The sequence below is a fragment of the Variovorax sp. Root434 genome (assembly GCF_001426595.1).
Lineage (GTDB): Bacteria > Pseudomonadota > Gammaproteobacteria > Burkholderiales > Burkholderiaceae_C > Variovorax.
This window is the reverse complement of sequence record NZ_LMEK01000012.1, coordinates 1,196,382-1,214,711: the sequence shown is the minus strand read 5'-3', so window position 1 is coordinate 1,214,711 and position 18,330 is coordinate 1,196,382. Positions and strand designations below refer to the sequence as shown.

General features: G+C 67.7%; 15 protein-coding genes and 1 pseudogene. 5 read left to right on the top strand and 11 right to left on the bottom strand.

Features of this window, described 5'->3' with window-relative positions; genetic code table 11:
- Positions 1-860: pseudogene (locus ASD05_RS16200) on the top strand (porin); the annotation flags it as partial.
- A 123-nt stretch (positions 861-983) separates the two neighbouring features.
- Positions 984-3,107 carry a type IV pilus secretin family protein gene (gene pilQ, locus ASD05_RS16195; RefSeq protein WP_056594225.1) on the top strand — a complete coding sequence of 708 codons (2,124 nt, stop codon included), beginning with the start codon at positions 984-986 and terminating at the stop codon, positions 3,105-3,107.
- 470 nt (positions 3,108-3,577) lie between these two features.
- Here the strand turns inward: pilQ and ASD05_RS16185 are convergent, their stop codons facing one another.
- From ASD05_RS16185 to ASD05_RS16160, 6 genes are read right to left on the bottom strand one after another with little or no spacing between them, the layout of a single operon-like run.
- Positions 3,578-7,351, bottom strand: coding sequence for a pilus assembly protein (locus ASD05_RS16185; protein WP_056594222.1), 3,774 nt, complete (start codon positions 7,349-7,351; stop codon positions 3,578-3,580).
- A 5-nt stretch (positions 7,352-7,356) separates the two neighbouring features.
- Positions 7,357-8,001 (bottom strand): hypothetical protein, encoded by a 645-nt coding sequence (locus ASD05_RS16180; RefSeq protein WP_056594215.1) that lies wholly within the window; start codon positions 7,999-8,001, stop codon positions 7,357-7,359.
- A complete protein-coding gene (locus ASD05_RS16175) occupies positions 7,998-9,179 on the bottom strand; it encodes a PilW family protein (RefSeq protein WP_162248890.1) in 1,182 nt (393 codons plus the stop codon). The genes ASD05_RS16180 and ASD05_RS16175 overlap by 4 nt, the downstream gene beginning before the upstream one ends.
- Positions 9,180-9,187: 8 nt before the next feature.
- Positions 9,188-9,616, bottom strand: coding sequence for a type IV pilus modification protein PilV (pilV, locus tag ASD05_RS16170; RefSeq protein WP_056594206.1), 429 nt, complete (start codon positions 9,614-9,616; stop codon positions 9,188-9,190).
- Between the two features lie 4 nt (positions 9,617-9,620).
- Entirely contained in the window at positions 9,621-10,217 is a 597-nt protein-coding gene (locus ASD05_RS16165) for a GspH/FimT family pseudopilin (RefSeq protein WP_056594203.1), read from the bottom strand.
- Complete coding sequence (locus ASD05_RS16160) at positions 10,217-10,693, bottom strand: type IV pilin protein (protein WP_056594200.1); 477 nt, start codon at positions 10,691-10,693, stop codon at positions 10,217-10,219. Before ASD05_RS16160 ends, ASD05_RS16165 begins: the two co-directional genes overlap by 1 nt.
- Before the next feature lie 195 nt (positions 10,694-10,888).
- On the opposite strand from ASD05_RS16160, the gene ASD05_RS16155 reads away from it, so the two are divergent.
- Positions 10,889-11,176 carry a hypothetical protein gene (locus ASD05_RS16155; RefSeq protein ID WP_056594197.1) on the top strand — a complete coding sequence of 96 codons (288 nt, stop codon included), beginning with the start codon at positions 10,889-10,891 and terminating at the stop codon, positions 11,174-11,176.
- A 33-nt stretch (positions 11,177-11,209) separates the two neighbouring features.
- On the opposite strand, the gene ASD05_RS16150 is transcribed toward ASD05_RS16155, so the two are convergent.
- Positions 11,210-13,348: an ATP-binding protein gene (locus ASD05_RS16150; protein ID WP_082572070.1), complete on the bottom strand. Its 2,139-nt coding sequence runs from the start codon at positions 13,346-13,348 to the stop codon at positions 11,210-11,212.
- A gap of 181 nt (positions 13,349-13,529) precedes the next feature.
- Between ASD05_RS16150 and ASD05_RS16145 the strand changes: the two genes are divergently transcribed.
- Together ASD05_RS16145 and ASD05_RS16140 are read left to right on the top strand one after the other, a co-directional pair.
- Positions 13,530-14,324, top strand: a complete 795-nt coding sequence (locus tag ASD05_RS16145; protein WP_056594191.1) for a response regulator — start codon at positions 13,530-13,532, stop codon at positions 14,322-14,324.
- 104 nt (positions 14,325-14,428) lie between these two features.
- The gene (locus ASD05_RS16140; protein ID WP_056594188.1) at positions 14,429-14,650 is read left to right on the top strand and encodes a hypothetical protein; all 222 of its coding nucleotides are present in this window, start codon (positions 14,429-14,431) and stop codon (positions 14,648-14,650) included.
- Here the strand turns inward: ASD05_RS16140 and ASD05_RS16135 are convergent.
- The 4 genes from ASD05_RS16135 to ASD05_RS16120 all read right to left on the bottom strand — a co-directional run bounded on the left by ASD05_RS16135 (position 14,619) and on the right by ASD05_RS16120 (position 18,227).
- On the bottom strand, positions 14,619-15,152 hold the full coding sequence (locus tag ASD05_RS16135; RefSeq protein WP_056594185.1) for a response regulator: 534 nt from the start codon (positions 15,150-15,152) through the stop codon (positions 14,619-14,621). The genes ASD05_RS16140 and ASD05_RS16135 overlap by 32 nt on opposite strands.
- Positions 15,153-15,199: 47 nt before the next feature.
- On the bottom strand, positions 15,200-15,490 hold the full coding sequence (locus ASD05_RS16130) for a hypothetical protein (protein ID WP_157610108.1): 291 nt from the start codon (positions 15,488-15,490) through the stop codon (positions 15,200-15,202).
- Positions 15,491-15,662: 172 nt separating this feature from the next.
- The gene (locus tag ASD05_RS16125) at positions 15,663-16,085 is read right to left on the bottom strand and encodes a hypothetical protein (RefSeq protein ID WP_056594179.1); all 423 of its coding nucleotides are present in this window, start codon (positions 16,083-16,085) and stop codon (positions 15,663-15,665) included.
- A 6-nt stretch (positions 16,086-16,091) separates the two neighbouring features.
- On the bottom strand, positions 16,092-18,227 hold the full coding sequence (locus ASD05_RS16120; protein ID WP_414930049.1) for a TonB-dependent siderophore receptor: 2,136 nt from the start codon (positions 18,225-18,227) through the stop codon (positions 16,092-16,094).
- Positions 18,228-18,330 lie beyond the last annotated feature (103 nt).

The following is an 18,330-nucleotide window of genomic DNA, read 5'->3' as shown; positions in this document are numbered from 1 at the left end:
ACCGTGTTCGACCCGTTCGGCACCAACGGCTCGGGCACCAACGTCATCAGCACCGTCAGCGGCAACACCACCATCAACAACGCCAACTACGTGCGCGCCAGCAACTCGATCGGCTACTTCCTGCCGCCGAACCTGGGCGGCTTCTATGGCCAGGTGCAGTACAGCCTGCACGAGAACGCCAGCACCGACGCGACCAGCACCACGGCTGCTTCCAGCAGCACCGCCGGGCGCTACGTCGGTGGGCGTTTCGGCTACGCCAACGGTCCCCTGGACGTGGCACTGAGCGTGGGCCAGAGCACGGCGGTGGACACCGCTGCGCTGGAGCGCAAGGTGCAGACCATCAACTTGGGCGCTTCGTACGACTTCGGTCCGGTGAAGCTGTTCGGTGAGCTGTCGAACGTGAAGAACAAGTTCGACTACGCGGCAGCGGCCGACACGCACGACACCTACAACGGCTACCTGATCGGCGCGACCGTGCCGGTGGGCGCGGGCCTGATCCGCGTGGCGTACTCGCAGGTGCGCTACAACGAAGGCACGGCCGGCATCACGGGCGAGGACCCGCTGGCGCGCAAGTTCGCGGTCGGCTATGTGCACAACCTGTCCAAGCGCACGGCGCTGTATGCGACGGTGGCGCGCGTGAACAACCGCAACGACGTGAACTACACGGGCAGCCTGGTGTCGGCCAGAAGCGCACGGCGCTGTATGCGACGGTGGCGCGCGTGAACAACCGCAACGACGTGAACTACACGGGCAGCCTGGTGTCGGCCAGCACCACGGGCTACGGCAGCGCGGGCGTGAGCTACACGGGCCTGCCGCGTTCGTCCACCGGCTACGACTTCGGTATCCGTCACGCGTTTTGATGACGGTTTGACGATGTGATGAGGGGGCAGCGCGGCCGGGTGGCCGCGCTGCCTGGCCCGCTGCGCTCACGAGGGAGCCCAAAGGCAGCGAGGAGGTGAAGCCGCAGTTTCAAGGCAGGTCAAATGAAAAAACAGACATTCGCGTTCGCGCGCTGGTTGCGTGCGTGCGTCTTCTTGCTTGTGTCCCTCGGATCGCTTGCAGCGGCACAGGCACAGAACCGCATCGAGTCGGTCACCGGCTCCATGCAAGCCGGCACGGAAGTGCTGCGCATCGATTTCTCGGAGCCGCTGGCCGCTGTGCCTGCAGGCTTCGCCATACAGTCTCCCGCGCGCATCGCGCTCGACTTTCCGGGCATGGCCAGCAGCCTGGGCCGTGCAGCCATCGACGTGAACCAGGGCAACCTGCGTTCCGTCAACGTAGTGCAGGCGGGCGAGCGCACGCGCCTCGTCATGAACCTGAAGCAGGCGACGGCGTACCGGACACAGCTCCAGGGCAAGTCGCTTCTCGTGTCGCTCGAACCCGTGGCCGGCGCCGCACTGGTCGCGTCCACGCCCTTCGAGTTTGCGGAGAACCGCAACCGCGACGTGCTGCCCCTGCGCGACGTCGATTTCCGCCTGGGCACCGAAGGCGCCGGCCGCGTGATCGTGAGTCTGCCCAATGACCAGGTCGGCGTGGACATCCGCCAGCAGGGCAAGGGCCTCGTGGTCGAGTTCACCAAATCGTCGCTGCCCGAGGGCATGAACCGCAAGATGGACGTGGCCGACTTCGGCACGCCGGTTCAATCGGTGAGCATGCAGCAGTCCGGCGATCGCGTGCGCATGGTGATCGAGCCGCGTGGCGATTGGGAACACAGCGCCTACCAGAGCAACAGCCAGTTCGTGGTGGAGGTGCGTCCGCGCAAGGTCGACCCGACCAAGCTGACGCAAGGCACGGGCTACAACGGCGAGAAGCTGTCGCTGAACTTCCAGAACATCGAGATCCGCTCGCTGCTGCAGGTGATCGCGGACTTCACCAACTTCAACATCGTCACTTCCGACTCGGTCAACGGCACGCTCACGCTGCGGCTGAAGGACGTGCCCTGGGACCAGGCGCTGGACATCATCCTGGAGGCGAAGAACCTCGGCATGCGCAAGAACGGCAGCGTGCTGCGCATCGCGCCGGAAGACGAGCTCAACGCCAAGGACAAGATCAAGGCCGAGGCCCAGGCCACGTTGCAGGGGCTGGAACAGCTGCGCACGCAGTCCTTCCAGCTCAACTATGCGAAGGCGGCCACGGTGGCGCAGGGGCTCTCGGGCACCGGCGCGAGCGCCGGTGGAGGCGGCGGCAGCTCGGGCGGCGCGACTCGCATCCTGAGCGCGCGCGGCAGCGTGCTGGCCGAGGTGCGCACCAACCAGCTCTTCGTGACCGACATTCCCTCGCGCCTCTCGCAGGTGGCAGACCTCCTCCAGAAGCTCGACGTGCCGGTGCGGCAGGTGCTGATCGAGGCGCGCTTCGTCGAGGCGACCGACACCTTCAGCAAGTCGCTGGGCGCGAAGCTGGGTGGCGGCTTCGTCAACTCGAACTCGTCGGTCGGCGTGACGCCTTCCGTCAGTACGAGCACCGCCAGCGGCGTGACAACCACCACCAGCACCAACACCTACTCGAGCACCAGCTTCGTCAACCTGCCGGCGACCAGCACCACCGGCGACGCGGTCGGCACCTTCGCGCTGTCGCTGTTCAACTCGGGCCTGACGAAGATGCTCAACCTCGAGATCTCCGCGCTGGAAGCGGACGGCAAGGGCAAGGTGGTGTCGAGCCCGCGCGTGGTGACGGCCGACCAGACCAAGGCGCTGATCGAGCAGGGCACAGAGCTGCCCTACCAGGTGGCGACCTCGAGCGGTGCCACCTCCATCGCATTCCGCAAGGCCAACCTCAAGCTGGAGGTGACGCCGCAGATCACGCCCGAGGGCAACATCATCCTGGCGCTCGACGTCAACAAGGACACGGTGGGCCAGTCGACCACCGCGGGCTACGCCATCAACACCAAGCACATCCAGACCGAAGTGCTGGTGGAGAACGGCGGCACGGTCGTCATCGGCGGGGTCTTCGAGCTGACGGACACCAGTTCGGAATCGCGCGTGCCGGTGTTGGGCGAACTGCCGATGGTGGGTGCGCTGTTCCGCACGCGCAGCCGGGTCAACAACAAGACCGAGATGCTGATCTTCATCAGCCCGAAGATGATTTCGGACAGGAACGCGGCGCGATGAGCCGTCGATAGATTCCAGGCAGCGCGACTGTTCGAGGCCGAGGGCGAGAGCCCTTGGCCTTTTCTTTTTTTCCTGAGCCGCAGGCAGTTTCGTGGAGGCCGATAGCCCCGCGCTGCCTCAGGTCGAATGGCGCACGGGTGTGATCGTCGCTTCAGCCGAGCTGCGGAGCATCTCGACTTTCTCTTGCTCAACCCAGTGTGTCCCGTCGCCGTGGGCCCTGTTTCCGGCCTCCACGGCTGCCTGGAATGCGGTGCGTACAGGGAGCGTATCCGCCTCCCACAGCCAGTGACCCTCGACGGGGTGCCCGAACAGGCCGACGCACGGCAGCCGCCAGCGCAGGCGAATCCGTGGGCGGGAGGGCAGGGGAGACATGCCGGCGAGTCTGCGCGGCGATGTGGGAGATATCTGGGCGGGCCGAGCCGGGCCTGAGCCGGCCGGATTGCCATCCGCCGTGGCCGCGGGGGGCGTCCTTATTCGACCACTGGCACTTCGCGCCAGTTCAACAGCCGCAGGCTCAGGCTGGACGACAGCGACACCTTGAGGTTCGTCACGGTGCCGGTGTTGGAGCCCACCGACAGCGTGGTGCCGCCGTTGGTGCTGCTGGTGAAGCGCAGGTCCGTCACCGCGTACGACTCGGAGATGTAGGCGGCGTTGCTATCCAGTGCCGATTGCCCTGTTCCGAAGTTGATGGCGTACACCCGGCTGGTGCCCGAGGGACTACATGCATCGGCCGTGGTGAGCGTGGAGGCAAATGCCACCACGCCGCCGGTGGTCGTGGTGCTGGTGATCATGCGCCAGGCAATGCCGGTGCTGCTGTCGGTGCCGAGGTCCACGTACCAGCCCATCGAGCTGCTGCCCAGAGTGGTGGTGGAGGTCAGGTCGGTCAGCGCGGTGAGGTTGCTTCGCGCCAGCGGAAAGCTCACGCCCGAGGGCAACGCGGAAGACGTGTTGAATGCAGAGGACGTGCCATCGAGCAGTGCGTAGAAGTCCTGCGCGACCGTGGAGCTCACGTCGCTGGAGGACAGCAGCTGGCCGGTGCCCAGCAGCACATAGCGCTTCTTCGTGGTCGGATGCACCTCGACCAGCGGTTGCGTGGTGACGGGCTGTGCATTGCCGCTGGCGTCCGTCAGCTTGGCCATCAGCAGGGGCGAGCTGTAGGTCGAAGTGCCGGTGACGTCGAAGCGCCAGACCTGCCCGCTGAGGTCGCCGGCGTAGATGGCGTCGGCCGTGCCGTCGGTGAAGTCGCGCACATAGGCGGTGGCGTGCGTGAGGCCGGCGGCGGTGCTGCCGGTCTTGACCTTCTCCAGAAGCGCACCGGTCTTGGGGTTGACAAAATAGATGTAGCCGTAGCCGTCGGTGTTGTTGTAGCCCGAGGTCAGCACCACCACCCAGCCGTACTTGGCGGTCTTCACCACCACGGGCTCGCCGTAGCTGTAGCCCATGGTCGAGTCGGTGAACTCCCACAGCACCTTGCCCGCGACGATCGATTCGGAGGTCATGCCCGCCGGATTGGTGACGTCGATCGCGTAGAAGCTCTTGCCGCCCTTGCCGAGCCCGCCGACGAGGATGGTGCGCCAGTCGGAGGTGGCGGTCGAGGTGGTGGTGAGGGAGCCGCCCGCGTAGTTGAAGTCGACGTCGAAGGTCAGCGGCGTTGCGTCGACGTAGGAGTGGTGGGTGTAGCTGGGGTTGCCCAGCGCGGTGAGGCCGTCGGAGGCGGATGTGTTGGGCGTGCCGCTCGGGCCCTGAAACAGCGCGCTCGGTACGTAGGCGAATATCTCGGTGCCCGCGTCGGTGCCCGACAGCGTGCCGTTGAAGGCGTGCAGCATGCCGTCGTTCGCGCCCACGAAGACCATCGTGGGCCGGCTCGACCAGGTGCTCTTGAAGCTCGCGTAGCCGGGGTTGATCGAATCGGAATACGTGAGGCTGGGCACTCCCACCGCCGTCACCTTGGAGCCCACGATGTCGCCCAGCAGCACCGTGCGTGCGCGGTAGGCCAGGCTGCTGCCGCTGGTGGTGGAGCCGACCTCCTGGGTCTGGTCGCCGCGCAGGTAGCTCAGGTAGTCAGAGCCGTCGTTGCCACGGTAGGAGGTGACCAGCGCGGCCTTCTGGCTGGTCGTGAGGTTCGCGTAGCGGAAGGGCTGGCCGCTGCTGCCATCCCAGGTCGCGACGCGCCGCGACGTGCTCCAGCCGGTGCTGGCGAGTTGCGTGGCGAGCTTGGCGGTGGAGGTCCACATCGTGGTCGAGGTGGTGGTCAGGTCGGTGCCGATGGTCACACTGCTGGCGGTGAGCACGCCGCTCCAGTTCTTCGATGCGTACTGCGCGGCATACGAGGCGCTGCCCGAATCGCTCACCTGGGCGGACGACAGCGAGAGCGAGGTGGTGTAGGCGCTGACGGCCGTGGCGATGGCGGAAAAAGCCTTGGTGAGGCCCGAGACCATCTGGCTCGCGCTGCCGGCCAGGAAGTAGTTGTCGGGCCGGTACTCGGTGGCGGTGCCCATCGTGATGGTCTCGCTGCTGCTGTTCCACCAGCTCTGCGTGAGCGCGGTCGTGGTCTGGGTCGGGTCGTAGCTCGATGGCACGGTGAAGCCGCCGTACTTGGCCGCGAGCCAGTAGGGGTTCTTGTCGGCTGCGGTCTGGTACTCCATCACGTCCATCCAGTAGGTCGAGATGGTCTGCGTGCCCGTCAGGTCGGAGCGGATGTCGTTGGTGTGGGCCTGGTAGGCCAGCCCCGCCATGTAGTAGGTGGCGTAGGAGCTGTTCCACCACGCATCGACCTTGGAGCTCAGCCCCTCGAGCGTGAGCAGGTTGTTGGTGTAGGTGCGCGCGAGGTTGAGCGTGTCGCTGCTCACGGCCGTGGGCTTGGAACGGGTGCTGGTCAGCGTGCCGCCGCCCACGTTGTAGTCGTAGTGCGTGTTGGTGTCGCCGATGCCCAGGATGAAGTTCTTCTGGCAGGCGTACAGCACCGGGTCGGTCCAGGTGGTGACGGCCGGAAAGCCGTCGAGCAGGGTGCTGCGCGTGGTGCTCGACGAGGTGGTGGCCGGCGTTATGTAGCTGGTCCACGTCGACACGTTGCCCAGGTTCTCGAAGTAGCGCACCGCGGCGTAGTAGAGCTCGCTGACGTTGTCGTAGGTCATGTACGACGAGGCGGCTGTGCCGAACTTGTTGAGGTAGTTCATCACGCCGCTGTTGCTGATGGTGACGCCGCTGGTGCTGGTGGTTGCGGTCGCGGTGGCGCTGTCGGGGTTGGTCACCATGATGCCGGTCGTCGAGCTCCACTCGGCCTTGCTGTTGGTGGTGACGGTGGTCGACAGCGGCGTCGGGTAGGTCGGGCCGATGTAGCCCATCGGTGCGCGCAGCACCGCGCCCTGGTTGGTGGCGCCGCTGCCGTTGAGGTAGGAGAAGGCGCTGTAGCGGATCTTGTTGGCGTAGCTCTGCATCAGCCCTTCGGGCTTGTACTGGCCGTTGGGGTACAGCACGCAGTTGGATTCCACGCCGCCCGATGAACTGCTCGAGTCGCAGACCAGCACGCGGATGTACACGCGATAGGTGCTGGCCGCATTGTTCGACGACGAGGCGCTCACCCAGTCGGTGCCGCTCACGCTGGTGTTGCTGTAGCTGCTGCCGGTGCCGGAGAACACCATCGTGTTGCCGCGCTTCCAGATGCTGGTGTTGAACGAGGTCCAGCTCAGGGGCGTCACCGACGAGATCAGCGAGGACGCGATGTTGTGGCCGGTGGAGGTTGTCTGGCTGGTGCCGCGCAGCGGGAAGTTGGTCTGCGAGCCCTGGCTCGATCCCCAGGCTTTTTCGAGGATGGTCTGGGTCGTCGAGTCCACGCTGCGGTAGCCGCCGGTGAGCGCCCAGCGGAACGGGTCGATGGTCTGCATCGTCGCCCAGTTCATGAAGTTGCCGCTCCACTTGCCGGAGCAGGTGTGCAGGTTGGTGCCGGTCGAGAGGCCGGCCGGCTGGAAGTAGCTGCTCGCCGGTGTAGTGGAGTTCAGCGTGTACGTGTAGCACTTCAGCGGATCGAAGTAGCCGAGGTAGGTCGAGCTGTCCGCGTAGTTGCCGAGGTTGGCCACGCTGATGGCGGTCGGGTACTCGACCGACAGCGTGAGCGCCAGATTGCCCGGGACGTCCGCGCTCGCGAAGACCGGCTGGTCGGCCAGTGTCACGGCGGGGGAGGGTTGTACGCCCAGCAGCAGGGCGGCGGCGGTCAGTGCGATGGAAATGACGCGGGAACGGTTCATCGGAGTTACTCGGGCCGGGTGAACGAAGTCTGGAGAAACACCTGCGTCGAACGCGCTCCGGTGACGCGCACGCTGAGGCGGTAGACCGGCGAGATGGTCGACGCCGGCCGCTGGCTCGCCGGCAGCTGGCTGCTGCCGCCGGTGACGTTGCTGCTCGACGGCGCATACACGCAGGTGCTCGTGCTCGCCGTGCCGGCGGCGCGGCACAGGCGGTCGATGACGTAGCGGATCGCGATGTCGGAGGTCGCCCCCGCCAGGTCCGACGCCGTCGGGCTGAAGGTGGATCCGGCGAAGTCGGTGCCGCTGGGCGAGCTGCTGCTGGACAGCAGCACCAGCGGAATGCCCTGGTCGTTGGCCGTCAGCTCGACCGCGCTGTAGTTGGCCGAGGGAATGCTGGCCGCCGAGAGCGTGGCCGTCTTCAGCACGCCGCTCTTGAATGCCGTGAGCACGTTGGAGGCGGCTTGCTCGCCCTGGCTGGCGAGGTCGCGCCGGAACGCGAGGTTGCCGGCGCTCGCCAGCGAGGTGTGCGTGGAGCGCATCACGGCGACGCCGCCGATCAGCAGGATGACGAGCACGATCAGGCAGAACAGCAGCACGACGCCGCGCTGGCGCCGGCCGCGCGAAGCACGGAAAAGAACAACAGGTGTCATGACGTGGGCAGCAGCAGCACGTTGCGAATAGGGATCGTCGACTCGACGATGCGGTGGCGGAAGTGCTGCTCGCTGGTGCTGAAGCTGATCGTCTGCTGCAGCGAGGTGGCGAGGTCACTGAACAATGTGAGCGAGGCAGGCGATGGCAGCTCGCCGTTGTCGTTCGCCCGCTCGGGGTTTGCGCTGCGCAGCACCAGCGCGATGCGGATGGCGACCACCTGCCGTGCGGTGGCGGGCGTGGTCATCATGGTGGCGATGTCGTAGCCGGTGGCGCCCGGATCCACCCAGGTGTCGAGCACGCCATCGGAGTTGGTGTCCAGGCCGTAGAGCGCGTGCATCTCCGACACGCCGTCGGCGACAGCCTGCGATGCATCGGTGCCGTTGGCCATCAGCAGGTCGTAGCTGTAAAGCGTGTTGTTGCTGCCCACCCCGAACATCTGGAACTGCGTGTTGCCCGCGTTGACGTTGCCCAGCGGCGTGAAGTAGGCGCTGCCACTGGCCGCAAGCGTCGACAGGCTGGTCGACGAGCCCGAGGCGGTGTAGTAGGTGCTGCCCAACGGAAGTGCGTCGTTGCCGGCGCTGTCGGCGAAGGCTGTGCTCGAGTGCACCTGCTCCAGCAGGCAGTCGGTGGTGCCGCTGGCGCTCACCAGGCCCAGGTCGCCTTCGGCCAGGCCCGCGGTGCTGTCCAGGCGCAGGATGCTGGTCGACTTGCCGCTCGAGAGAATGAGCCGCGGCACGTCGCCCGAGGCAGCCGTGCCGCCCATTACCACCAGCACGTCGGAGCCCGCGTCGGACTGGCTCTTGCCGATCAGCACCGGCGCCACGCGCAGATTGGCGCTGCCGCTCGCGCCGCCGAGAAAGGCGGTGGCGAAGGGGGCCGGAAACGCTGAGCTGCGCGGCAGGTTGGGCGTGCTCGGCAGCGTTGCGTTCAGCAGGCAGCCGAAGGCGCCCGCAAGGGTCCACGACTGCGTGAAGCCCGAGCCGGCGGTGCGCACGGCGCGGTCCAGCACATAGGCGGCATAGGCGCCGGTCTGCCCCATGTCGTTGGTGGCGGCGGTGGTGCGCTTGCTCGATTCGCCGAAGATCAGCAGGCTGGTGGCGGCCAGCGTCACCACCAGGCCGATGACGATCGCCACCATCAGCTCGATCAGCGTGACGCCGTGTTGTCGTCGTTGCACGCGGTGCCTCATGGCAGCACCACGCGCGTGACGAGCTTGCTGGCGGCATTGGCCGCGGTGGACTCGCGCGTCACGGCGCGCCAGGCGATCACGATATCGGCGGCATTGGTCGTGCCCGCGCTGTTGGTCGCGCCCGAGACGGCAGTCACCGTCAGCGTGGCATTGGGCAGGCCGCCGCTGGTCAGGGCGCTCACGCGCGTCTGCCATGCGGTGGTGTCGACCGAGATGGAGTTTTTCAGCCACATCGTGCTGGCGATCTCGTTGGCGAGCAGCGCGGCGCGGTTGCGGTCCTCGGCGTCGATGGACACCGTGAGCGAGCGCGCCAGCATGCCCGCCATGCCGAGCAGGCCGAACGAGAAGATCAGCAGCGCGACGAGCACTTCGATCATCGCGAAGCCGGACGCGGCATGCGCGCGGCCGTGGGTGGGTGTTTTCATGTTCTCAGCTCGGGCAGCCGTCGGGTGTGCTGGACGACAGCGTCTTGGCCGGATCGCACATGTGCACCTGGCCGCCCAGGTTCACGACCACGCGCAGGGGACGGTCGGCCGAAGTCATCGTGATGTTGTAGGTGGGCGTCGAGCTCAGGCTGCAGGTGGCGCCCGTGACGCCGGTGCTGCTGTTGGCCGACAGCCGGCCCAGCGGGCTGAAGCAGATGGCAGCTGGCCCGCTGATGTTCACGCCCGCGCCGGCAACGGTCAGCACGCCGGCTTCGACGAAGGTGGCGATGCCGGCCGTGTCCAGCGTCGACGACGCGACGAAGTTGATCGACCAGTTGCTGCCGTTGGCCGTGGCGGTCAGGCTGGTCTTCGGGGCGGTGTCGTTGGTCAGCGAGAACACGGCCGTGCGGCTGCGGCGAACCGCCTCGGCCTGTGCCTGGCGCAGGCCGTTCTGCAGCACATCGCTCACCGTGCGCACGCGGGTGTTGGCGATCCATGCGAATACCGCCGGCATCGCCAGCGCCATGAGCACGGCCATCACCGCCAGCGTCACCGCGAGCTCGATCAGCGTGAAGCCCCTGGCCGGCGCGGCGCGCTTCATCAGCAGGCCCCCCGCTTCGACACCCAGTCGGTGCTGCAGGTCGTCCAGCCCGTGGGCACGCCGACCGTCGCGCGGTTGTTGGCCTGGTCGACGGTGAACACGAAGCCCGCGGTGCCGTCGCTGCCCGTGGCCACCAGCGTGTAGCCGGTGGCGGTCACGGCGCCGTACGTGCCGTCGCACGATAGCGTGAAGGTGCCCGACATGCGCAGCGTGGACGACACCAGGCATGGCGAGGTGTAGCTGCCGGTGGACAGGTAGGTGCGGTTGTCCTGGAAGTAGCGCTCCATGTTCGCGCGCATCGTCGACAGGCCGTTGGTGGCGTCGACGATGCGCCCGCGCAGCACGTAGTCGCGGTACGAGGGATAGGCGATGGCCGCGAGGATCGCGACGATGGCCACGGTCACCATCAGCTCGATCAGGGTGAAGCCGCGCGTTCGCGCGCGAAGCCCGTGAGGCTTCTTCTGCAGCCGTTTCATGTCGGTTCTTCTCCTCATGTGCCGGAAGCAATCAGAAGCTTCCTAGACGCCGAGTCGAACATGCAATCTGGGAGAAAGCTGGCTGATGCGTTGTGGTTTGTGTGCGCTGTTGCGCGCTGCATCCGAGGTTCCTCCGACTTTGTCCCCGAGCATTCCGCCTGCATCGGATCGACCGATGTTCAGGAGAAGCGATCGATGATGTTGAAGAAGAAGTTGCAGCCCTTCGTGCTGGCGTTCCTGGTGGGCTGTTCAGCCACCGCGCTGGCGGCGTCGACGGCCACCGAAAGCGGCACCGGCAACTCAGGCGGCAACGCGGCAGTCGATGCCGCGCTGAAGACTTGCGCGGCCAGCGTGGCCAAGGATGCCGGCGGCGGCCCTGACCAGACGGCGATGACCGCCTGCATGACCAAGGCGGGCTTCACCAAGCCCGTGCAAGGCGGCGAGCGGCGGCCGCCGCCTGCTGGCGCCGCGCCTGGGAAATGACGGCGCGGCAGCCGGTGGCGCGATGCTCTTCGTTCAGTGCGCGGCCGATGTCTGCAGCGACGGCATCCGCCCCGCCTCGAGCGCCAGCGGCACCCGAACCTGCGCAAGCAGCCCGTGCGAGCCTGACCTGAGCACCACATCGCCGCCGTGCGCACGCGCGATGGAGCGGCACACGGCCAGGCCGAGGCCGCTGCCTGGCGCGCTCGAAGAGCGGGCGCGCGCCGTGCGGTAGAACGGCTTGAACACATGCTCCAGCTCACTCGCGGGCAGCCCCGGCCCGCGGTCGCCGATCTCGACCACGGCGTCATGTCCGTCGATCAGCAAGCGCACGCGCGCCAGGTCCCCGTACTTCACGGCGTTCTCGATCAGGTTGTCGAGCACGCGCCGCATGCCGATCGGGTCGACCTCCACCTGCGCGCGCTCGACGCGCCGAAGCTGAACGTCCTTGCCGACGAACACGGCCTGCTCGACCACGTCCTCGACCAGGCTCGCGAGGTCCATGCGTTCGCGCGCGCTCACCACCGAAGCATCGCGGATGAAGCTGAGCACGGAGCCGATCATCAGCTCCATCTCCTGGACGTCCTCGAGCATGCCGGTGCGCACATCGTCGGGCACGTCCTCGATGCGAAAGCGCAGCCGCGTGAGGGGCGTGCGCAGGTCGTGGCTGATGGCGCCGATCATTACCGTGCGGTCGTCGACGAAGCTGCGCAGCCGCGCCTGCATGCGGTTGAAGGCTTGCGCGGCGCGGCCGATCTCGGCGGGGCCCTCCAGTGCCAGCACCGGCGCCGACGGGTCGCGGCCCAACTGGTCGGCCGCGCGCGCGAAACCGGCGATCGGCCGCACCAGCCGGCGCGAGAACAGCCAGCCCGCCGGGGCGACGATGGCCGCCGCGATCAGGAACCACAGCAGCACGCGGCGCTGCCAGGCATTCGGAAAGGACTCGGGTGTCGGCTGCACCACCACCCAGCTGCCTTCGGGCGTATACGCCGCGGCGATGAAGTCGCCCTCGACGAACGGCGCGGGCGCGAGCCCGAAGAGCCCGCGCGCGACGGGGCGCTCGATGTCGGCGGTTGCAACGGGCGGCGAGCCGGTGCTTTCGGGCGCACGGGGTGGCTCGGCGCGAACGGGCGGCGGCGGGGTTGCCAGCGGGGGCGCCGCCGGCGCCGTACTGGTCGACGGCGGGCGTACGGCGGGCTCGGCAGGCTGCTGCGATGGCGTGGGTGCGCGCGCAACGGGCGCCTCGGCCTTTGCAGGCGCCTCGCGGTGTGGCGGACTCACGATGGCTGGCGGCGGGCCTCGCGTGGTGCTGCCCGGCTGCGCGAAAGAGGGCGCGGGGCCGGGCGGTGCAGCGGGCGAAGGCCCCGGGGGCGCTGAAGGCGGCGCTGCTGCGCCTGGCGCGACCGCCATGTTGGGCGCTGCCGATCCGGGCGACGGCGGCGGCGGCGAACTGGCGGCATCGGGAGGGGCCCCTCCGGGCGCGCCCGCCGATGAACTGCCTGGTGGGCTTCCCGCCGTGGGTGGGGGAGCGGCTGGCGCATTGCCGGCCGGGGGATTCGTCGCGGCGCCGGGCGGCGGCTGCGGAGCGCCGGCCGTGTTTCCGCCCGGACTTGGGCCCGGGCCGAAGCCGCCGCCAAAGCCGCCCCCACCCCCACCGCCCGGAAATCCCATTCCGCCCCCCGGGCCGCCGGGTCCGCCTGGGCCCCTTCCCTGGACTCGCAAGAAGCCTGCTCCGGCGAACGTGCCAGCGATGCGGCGCGGCGCGGATTGCGCAGCGTCACGCCCTTCTCCTGCCGCGGCAACCGGACCCGTGGTGCCCGCGAACGGCAGCGGCGTGAAGAAGTACAGCCGCACCTCGGCCACGTCGCGCCCTAGCAGCTGCGCCAGGTCGCGCCGAGAGCGTTCGGATGTCAGCCAGCCCTGCCCCTTGGGCTGGGGCGCGTTCACCTGCAGCGAGCGTTGAAGCAGCTTCGCATTGCGGCCCTGGGCGTTGCGGCCCGACAGCATGTGCGCGATCTCGCCCAGCTCCCATTGGCGTTGGGGTTGCGGCGGCAGCAGCACGGTGAGTGCCAGCGTCACGGCCTGCGCAACGACCAGTCCGCCCAGCAGCAGGCCCATGATTTGCCACGCCAGCGGCGGGCCCGGCCAGCGGCGTGCGGTACCTCGGGAGTTCATGCGCCGATGCTGGCACGGACGGGATGCGGTGTCACGCCAGCGTGGCTCGATCTTTGCGTTCCCATTTTTTCTCCCAGCTTTCAGGCGCCGAGTTTGTGAACCGGATGTTGCGGCCGGATTTCACTGCATTGCAATTCATTTCATCGTCTGTGAGGCTTCGGACCAAGGCGGTGTCCGACCTATGATCCGCTACCCGATCCGCCGTAACGTGAACTACCTGTCCACCCGAATCCTCATCGTCGACGATGACGCCGGCATCCGCAGCCTGGTGGCGTCCTTCCTGGAAAAGCACGGCTTCCAGGTCGACGCGGCCGGCCACCCGGCAGAGATGCGCGAGCGGCTCGCGCAGGCCGAGTACGCGCTGATCGTGCTCGACGTGATGATGCCCGGCGAAGACGGGCTGAGCGCGCTGCGCGAGCTGCAGCGCATCGGCGGGCCACCCGTCATCATGCTGTCGGCCGTGGGCACTGACATCGACCGCATCGTGGGCCTGGAGATCGGCGCGGAAGACTACCTTGCCAAGCCCTGCAATCCGCGCGAGCTGCTGGCACGCATCCGCACCGTGCTGCGCCGCACTGCGCATGCGGCCGTCCCCGGGGCGCAGGCGGTGCCGTCGGCGCCGGCCTCCGGCGCGGCCGAGGCGCAACCCAAGGTGCTGTACTTCGCGGGCTGGCGCATGGACTTCGAGGCCTGGCAGCTGCACGACCCGCAAGACCGGCCGGTGGACCTCTCCGACGGCGAGTTCCGCCTGCTGCGCGCGCTGGTGCAGCATCCGCGGCGGGTGCTCACGCGCGACCAGCTGGTGCAGTACGCGCTGGGCACGGAAAGCGATTCGTACGACCGCGCCATCGACGTGCAGATCAGCCGCCTGCGCCGCAAGCTGGCGCAGGGCGAGGTGCGCGCCGACCTGATCCGCACCGTGCGCAACGAGGGCTACATGTTCGTGCCCGCCGTCACGCGCACGCGCGAGGCCTGAGCCCGCAGGCCACGCTGCGGCAACCGGGCCGCAACACGGTGAAATCCGCGGGCAATGCGGCGGGCTCAATCTCGGGGCTTCGCATTCATCACCTTGACCGACCCATGACATTGTTCGACTGGCTGTGTGACTGGCGCACCCTGAGCGCGCTGGCCGTGGGTGACGCCGTGCTGCTGGCGATGTTCCTGGCCTCGGATGCCAGGCGCCTGGCGTTCCTGGCCCGGCGATGCGGCACCAGGCATGAACTGCCGCCGGCGAGGCATGTTCATGTCAATCCCGAAGACCGTGGCGTGTTCACTCGGGAATCGCCTGGGTCCGGGACCTGAGCTCGAGCTTGCGATAGGTGCTCAGCGTCTCTGCGAGCATGGCCAGCATGTGGCGGGCCGCGCGCGGATCCAGCACGGCGCCGCCGTTCGTCAATGCGCGCAGCGCGTAGGCGATCTCGGCGTCTTCCGCCTCGCTCAGCAGGTAGCCCGTTGCGCCCGAGGCGAACGCGCAGAGCACCCGTTCCTGGTCGTCCGTGTCCGACATGGCGACGATCTGGGCGCGCGGCAGCCTCGCGCAAACATCGGCGATCAGCGATGCACCGTCGCCGATCGGATAAAGCTGCATGTCGACGAACACCAGGTCGAAGGACAGCGCGGCCAGCATTTCCTCCGCTTCCGCGCGCGTGGACACGAGCACCACGCGCCGCCCCGGTGCGAGCATGCCGAGAATGCGCCGCATGCGGCTCGCGACGGTGGGGTCGCTCTCCACGACCAGTGCACCGAAGAACGGCTTTGGCTGGAGTGCACGCGAGGCGGCATCAAGGAACCTGGGATCGAACACGGATGTGCTTTTCTCTTTGAAGTGGACGCCGTATGCGCGCGGGCGCCCTAGAGCATCGCCTTCGAATGCCCGAGGCGGCCGGGCGCGTGCTTGCGCTTGCAGCTGCCGTTGCGCGGTGCCTCGTTGCCGGTGGCCATGATCGGCGCGAGGGTCGATCGGCTGTAGTTGCTCGGGGTGCCGGCTTCGTGCGCGGCGCACGTCTCACCGGCGGCCACGAAGATGCCGAGCGCCAGCGCGCCGAAGGCCACCAGGCCCATGAGACACGATGCCCGGAAGGATCTGTCGAGCTGCGGCCTGGCGACGAAGGCGGGCTGCGTCTTGTTCCATCGTGCTTGCATCTCGAACTCCGGGAGATGGCCATTTGCATGCGTCCACGCCGGCAGGCTGCTGAAGCGCAGCGCGTGCGATGCGCTGTTTGAGTTGCGATGCCGGGGACTGTTCATGGCCGGTATCGTGAGCTTCAAAACAGGAGAAAAATTGGACGGCGGCGCTCGATGGCGGCCGCGTGCTTCAGGGGCCCGCGCGGCGCGGTCCATGCGGCCAGTCGCCGCTCAGGAGCAGGCCCAGCCCCGTCGCGCGCAGCGCGGCCGAGATCGGGTCGACGAAGAAGCCGCCGACGTAGGTCGACGATGTGGGAAAGGCCTCGGCACGCGAGGCCATGGGCGCCAGCCGAGGCGATGTGGGCGCCGGCGCCGGCACGCCGTCGAGGGCGGCGGCCGGCATCTCGATCCACGCGCCGGGCGGGTCCGCGGTGAGCATCATGTACTCGGCCCCTTCGAACTCGCAGACCAGCGCGTACTTGCCGCCTGGAAGCCATGTGCTCGACACCACGCGGGCCTGCGGCGCGGCACTCGCCGTACTACCGAACGCGACGCACAGGCACAGCGCGCCGGTGGCCGCGGCGATGCGATGGAGCAGTGGCTTCAATTGCATGAGGGCCTAGAAATCCAGCTTGGCGCTCAGGCTGAAGGTGCGCGGGTCGCCGGGCTTGATGTAGTTGTCGTACTGGTATTCCCAGTAGCGCCGGTTCGCCACGTTGTTGATGGCCGCGCGGAAGGTGGTGTTGCGCCCGGCGATGCGTGTCGTGTAGCTCGCCCCTATGTTGGCGACGGTGTAGCCGGGAAGGCTCAGCTGGTTCGACGCATTGAGCATCGTGCCGCCCGTGTACTTCATGTCGGCCGACAGCTTGAGGCCCGGCACCTGCGCCACCGCGTACGACACCTGCGCGGTCGCCACCAGCTTGGGCGCACCCGCCACGCGGTTGCCGACGTAGTTGCTGCCGCGTTCGTATGAGCTGTCGAGCAGCATCAGGTTGCCGCCGATCTGCCATTGCGAGCCCAGCCGCGTGGAGGCGCCGAGTTCCAGGCCCTGGTAGATCGACTGGCCGTCCTGCACCAGCACGTTGGCGCTGTTGGCGTATTCGGCGCCGCGCTCGATGCGGAACAGCGCGGCCGTGGCGCTCCAGCGCTCGCGTTCGGTCTTCAGGCCCAGTTCGTACTGCTTGCTCTTCAGCGGCTTGAGCAGCTCGCCGTTGTTGGCGTAGAGGGTGCCCACCGTGCTGCCGGCCTCCAGTGACTCTACGTAGCTGGTGTACAGCGTGGTGTCGGGTGCGGGCTTGAACATCAGCGCCAGCGTGGGCGTGACCACGCCGCTCTTGCGATAGCTCGAGGTCTGCGCTCCCGTGGTGCCGTAGCCGTTCTGCTCGTAGGTGGTGCTGCGCAGGCCGGCCAGCACCGACCACTTCTCCGACAGCTTCATCGTGTCGCTCGCGAACACCGCGCGCTGCGTGATGTCGCTGTTGCGGTAGGTCGTGAAGTCGGTGGCGCTGGCGTAGCTGTTGGTGTTCTGCCCGAAGATGCTGCCGGTGCCGATCAGCTGGTAGATGCTGTTGCTGCTGTAGTAGTTGACCTGCTTCTGCCACGACGCACCCAGCGTCACCTGGTGCTCGAGGCCGCCGGTGCGCAGCTTGCCCGTGGCCATGGCCTGCCACTGGTTGAAGCGATGGCCTTCCGCGCTGTCGGAGCGGTAGTCGTCGTAGCTGCCGCCGGCGTCCTGCAGGTAGGCGATGCCTTCGTTGCGGCTGCGCGTGGCGCTGCTGTGGCTGTAGCTGGTGCTCAGCGTCCAGTCGGGCGACAGCTGGTACTGCAGGCCGGTCGAGTAGAGCCTGAAGTCCGTGGCCAGGTGCTGCCCCGCGCCCACGAGTCCCTGGTTGTCGGCGTCGATGGTCCGGGGCAGCTGCGTGCCCGTGTAGCTGCCCGTGAAGATCGACGGCGTCTGGCCGGTGGAGTTGCGCTTCTGGTAGAGCGAGTCGAAGGTCCAGGTGAGCTTGTCGGTGAGCTTCGCGTCGAGCCCGAGCGACATCGATTTGCGCCGCACGTTGCCATCGTTGTAGGTCTTGCCTTCCTCGTGCGTGGCGTTGAGCCGGTAGCCGAAGCGGCCGTCGGCGCCGAAGCGCCCGCCCAGGTCGACGTGCTCGCTCCAGATGCCGGCGGTCTTGTAGCCGACCTCGATGCTGCGCACCGGCTCGTCGGTCGGCTTCTTCGTCACGTAGTTGACGATGCCGCCCGGCGCGCCGAAGCCGTACATGAAGCCCGACGAACCCTTGAGCAGCTCGATCTGCTCGAAGTGCTCGTAGGGCAGGGTGATGGCGTAGCTGAGAAAGGGCTGGCCGTTGATGCGGTAGCCGTTCTGCCAGTCCAGCGGCAAGCCCCGCACCGTGATGTAGCTGGCCCAGGCGCTGTAGGCGCCGCTGTTGTCGCTCACCGAGGCGTCGAGCGCGAACACGTCGCCCAGCTTCGACACTTGGCGCTCGGCCATGTCCTCGCCGCGCACCACGGTGGTGGAAAACGGCGTTTCCAGTTGCGAGCGCGCACCGAGCGCGCCGCTGCTCACCTTGGTGCCGAGATGCTGCGGCGTGTCGTCCTGCGATTCGGCCGTGACCGTCACGGTCGGCAGCGATGCGGATTCCTTGCCCTGCGCCTCCTGCGCATGCGCGCGGCCCACCTGGGCGGCGGCCCACAGCACCAGCAGTGTGGCGCGTGCGGGCGGGCCGAATGTGCTGCGCCTGTATGAAATCGGAGAGGGGTGCGCGACGATGGCGGCGGTGTTCTGGCGTCCAGAGCTCAACGTTGACTCACTTTGTAAATAAGAATTATTCTCATTTTAAAGACGAATCTGG

What these genes read in the sequence shown, in the direction of transcription:
- pilQ (WP_056594225.1), top strand. Translation starts at nt 984, where the DNA reads ATGAAAAAACAGACATTCGCGTTCGCGCGCTGGTTGCGTGCGTGCGTC.
- ASD05_RS16185 (WP_056594222.1), bottom strand. Translation starts at nt 7,351, where the DNA reads ATGAACCGTTCCCGCGTCATTTCCATCGCACTGACCGCCGCCGCCCTG.
- ASD05_RS16180 (WP_056594215.1), bottom strand. Translation starts at nt 8,001, where the DNA reads ATGACACCTGTTGTTCTTTTCCGTGCTTCGCGCGGCCGGCGCCAGCGC.
- pilV (WP_056594206.1), bottom strand. Translation starts at nt 9,616, where the DNA reads ATGAAAACACCCACCCACGGCCGCGCGCATGCCGCGTCCGGCTTCGCG.
- ASD05_RS16165 (WP_056594203.1), bottom strand. Translation starts at nt 10,217, where the DNA reads ATGAAGCGCGCCGCGCCGGCCAGGGGCTTCACGCTGATCGAGCTCGCG.
- ASD05_RS16160 (WP_056594200.1), bottom strand. Translation starts at nt 10,693, where the DNA reads ATGAAACGGCTGCAGAAGAAGCCTCACGGGCTTCGCGCGCGAACGCGC.
- ASD05_RS16155 (WP_056594197.1), top strand. Translation starts at nt 10,889, where the DNA reads ATGATGTTGAAGAAGAAGTTGCAGCCCTTCGTGCTGGCGTTCCTGGTG.
- ASD05_RS16150 (WP_082572070.1), bottom strand. Translation starts at nt 13,348, where the DNA reads ATGAACTCCCGAGGTACCGCACGCCGCTGGCCGGGCCCGCCGCTGGCG.
- ASD05_RS16145 (WP_056594191.1), top strand. Translation starts at nt 13,530, where the DNA reads ATGATCCGCTACCCGATCCGCCGTAACGTGAACTACCTGTCCACCCGA.
- ASD05_RS16140 (WP_056594188.1), top strand. Translation starts at nt 14,429, where the DNA reads ATGACATTGTTCGACTGGCTGTGTGACTGGCGCACCCTGAGCGCGCTG.
- ASD05_RS16130 (WP_157610108.1), bottom strand. Translation starts at nt 15,490, where the DNA reads ATGCAAGCACGATGGAACAAGACGCAGCCCGCCTTCGTCGCCAGGCCG.
- ASD05_RS16125 (WP_056594179.1), bottom strand. Translation starts at nt 16,085, where the DNA reads ATGCAATTGAAGCCACTGCTCCATCGCATCGCCGCGGCCACCGGCGCG.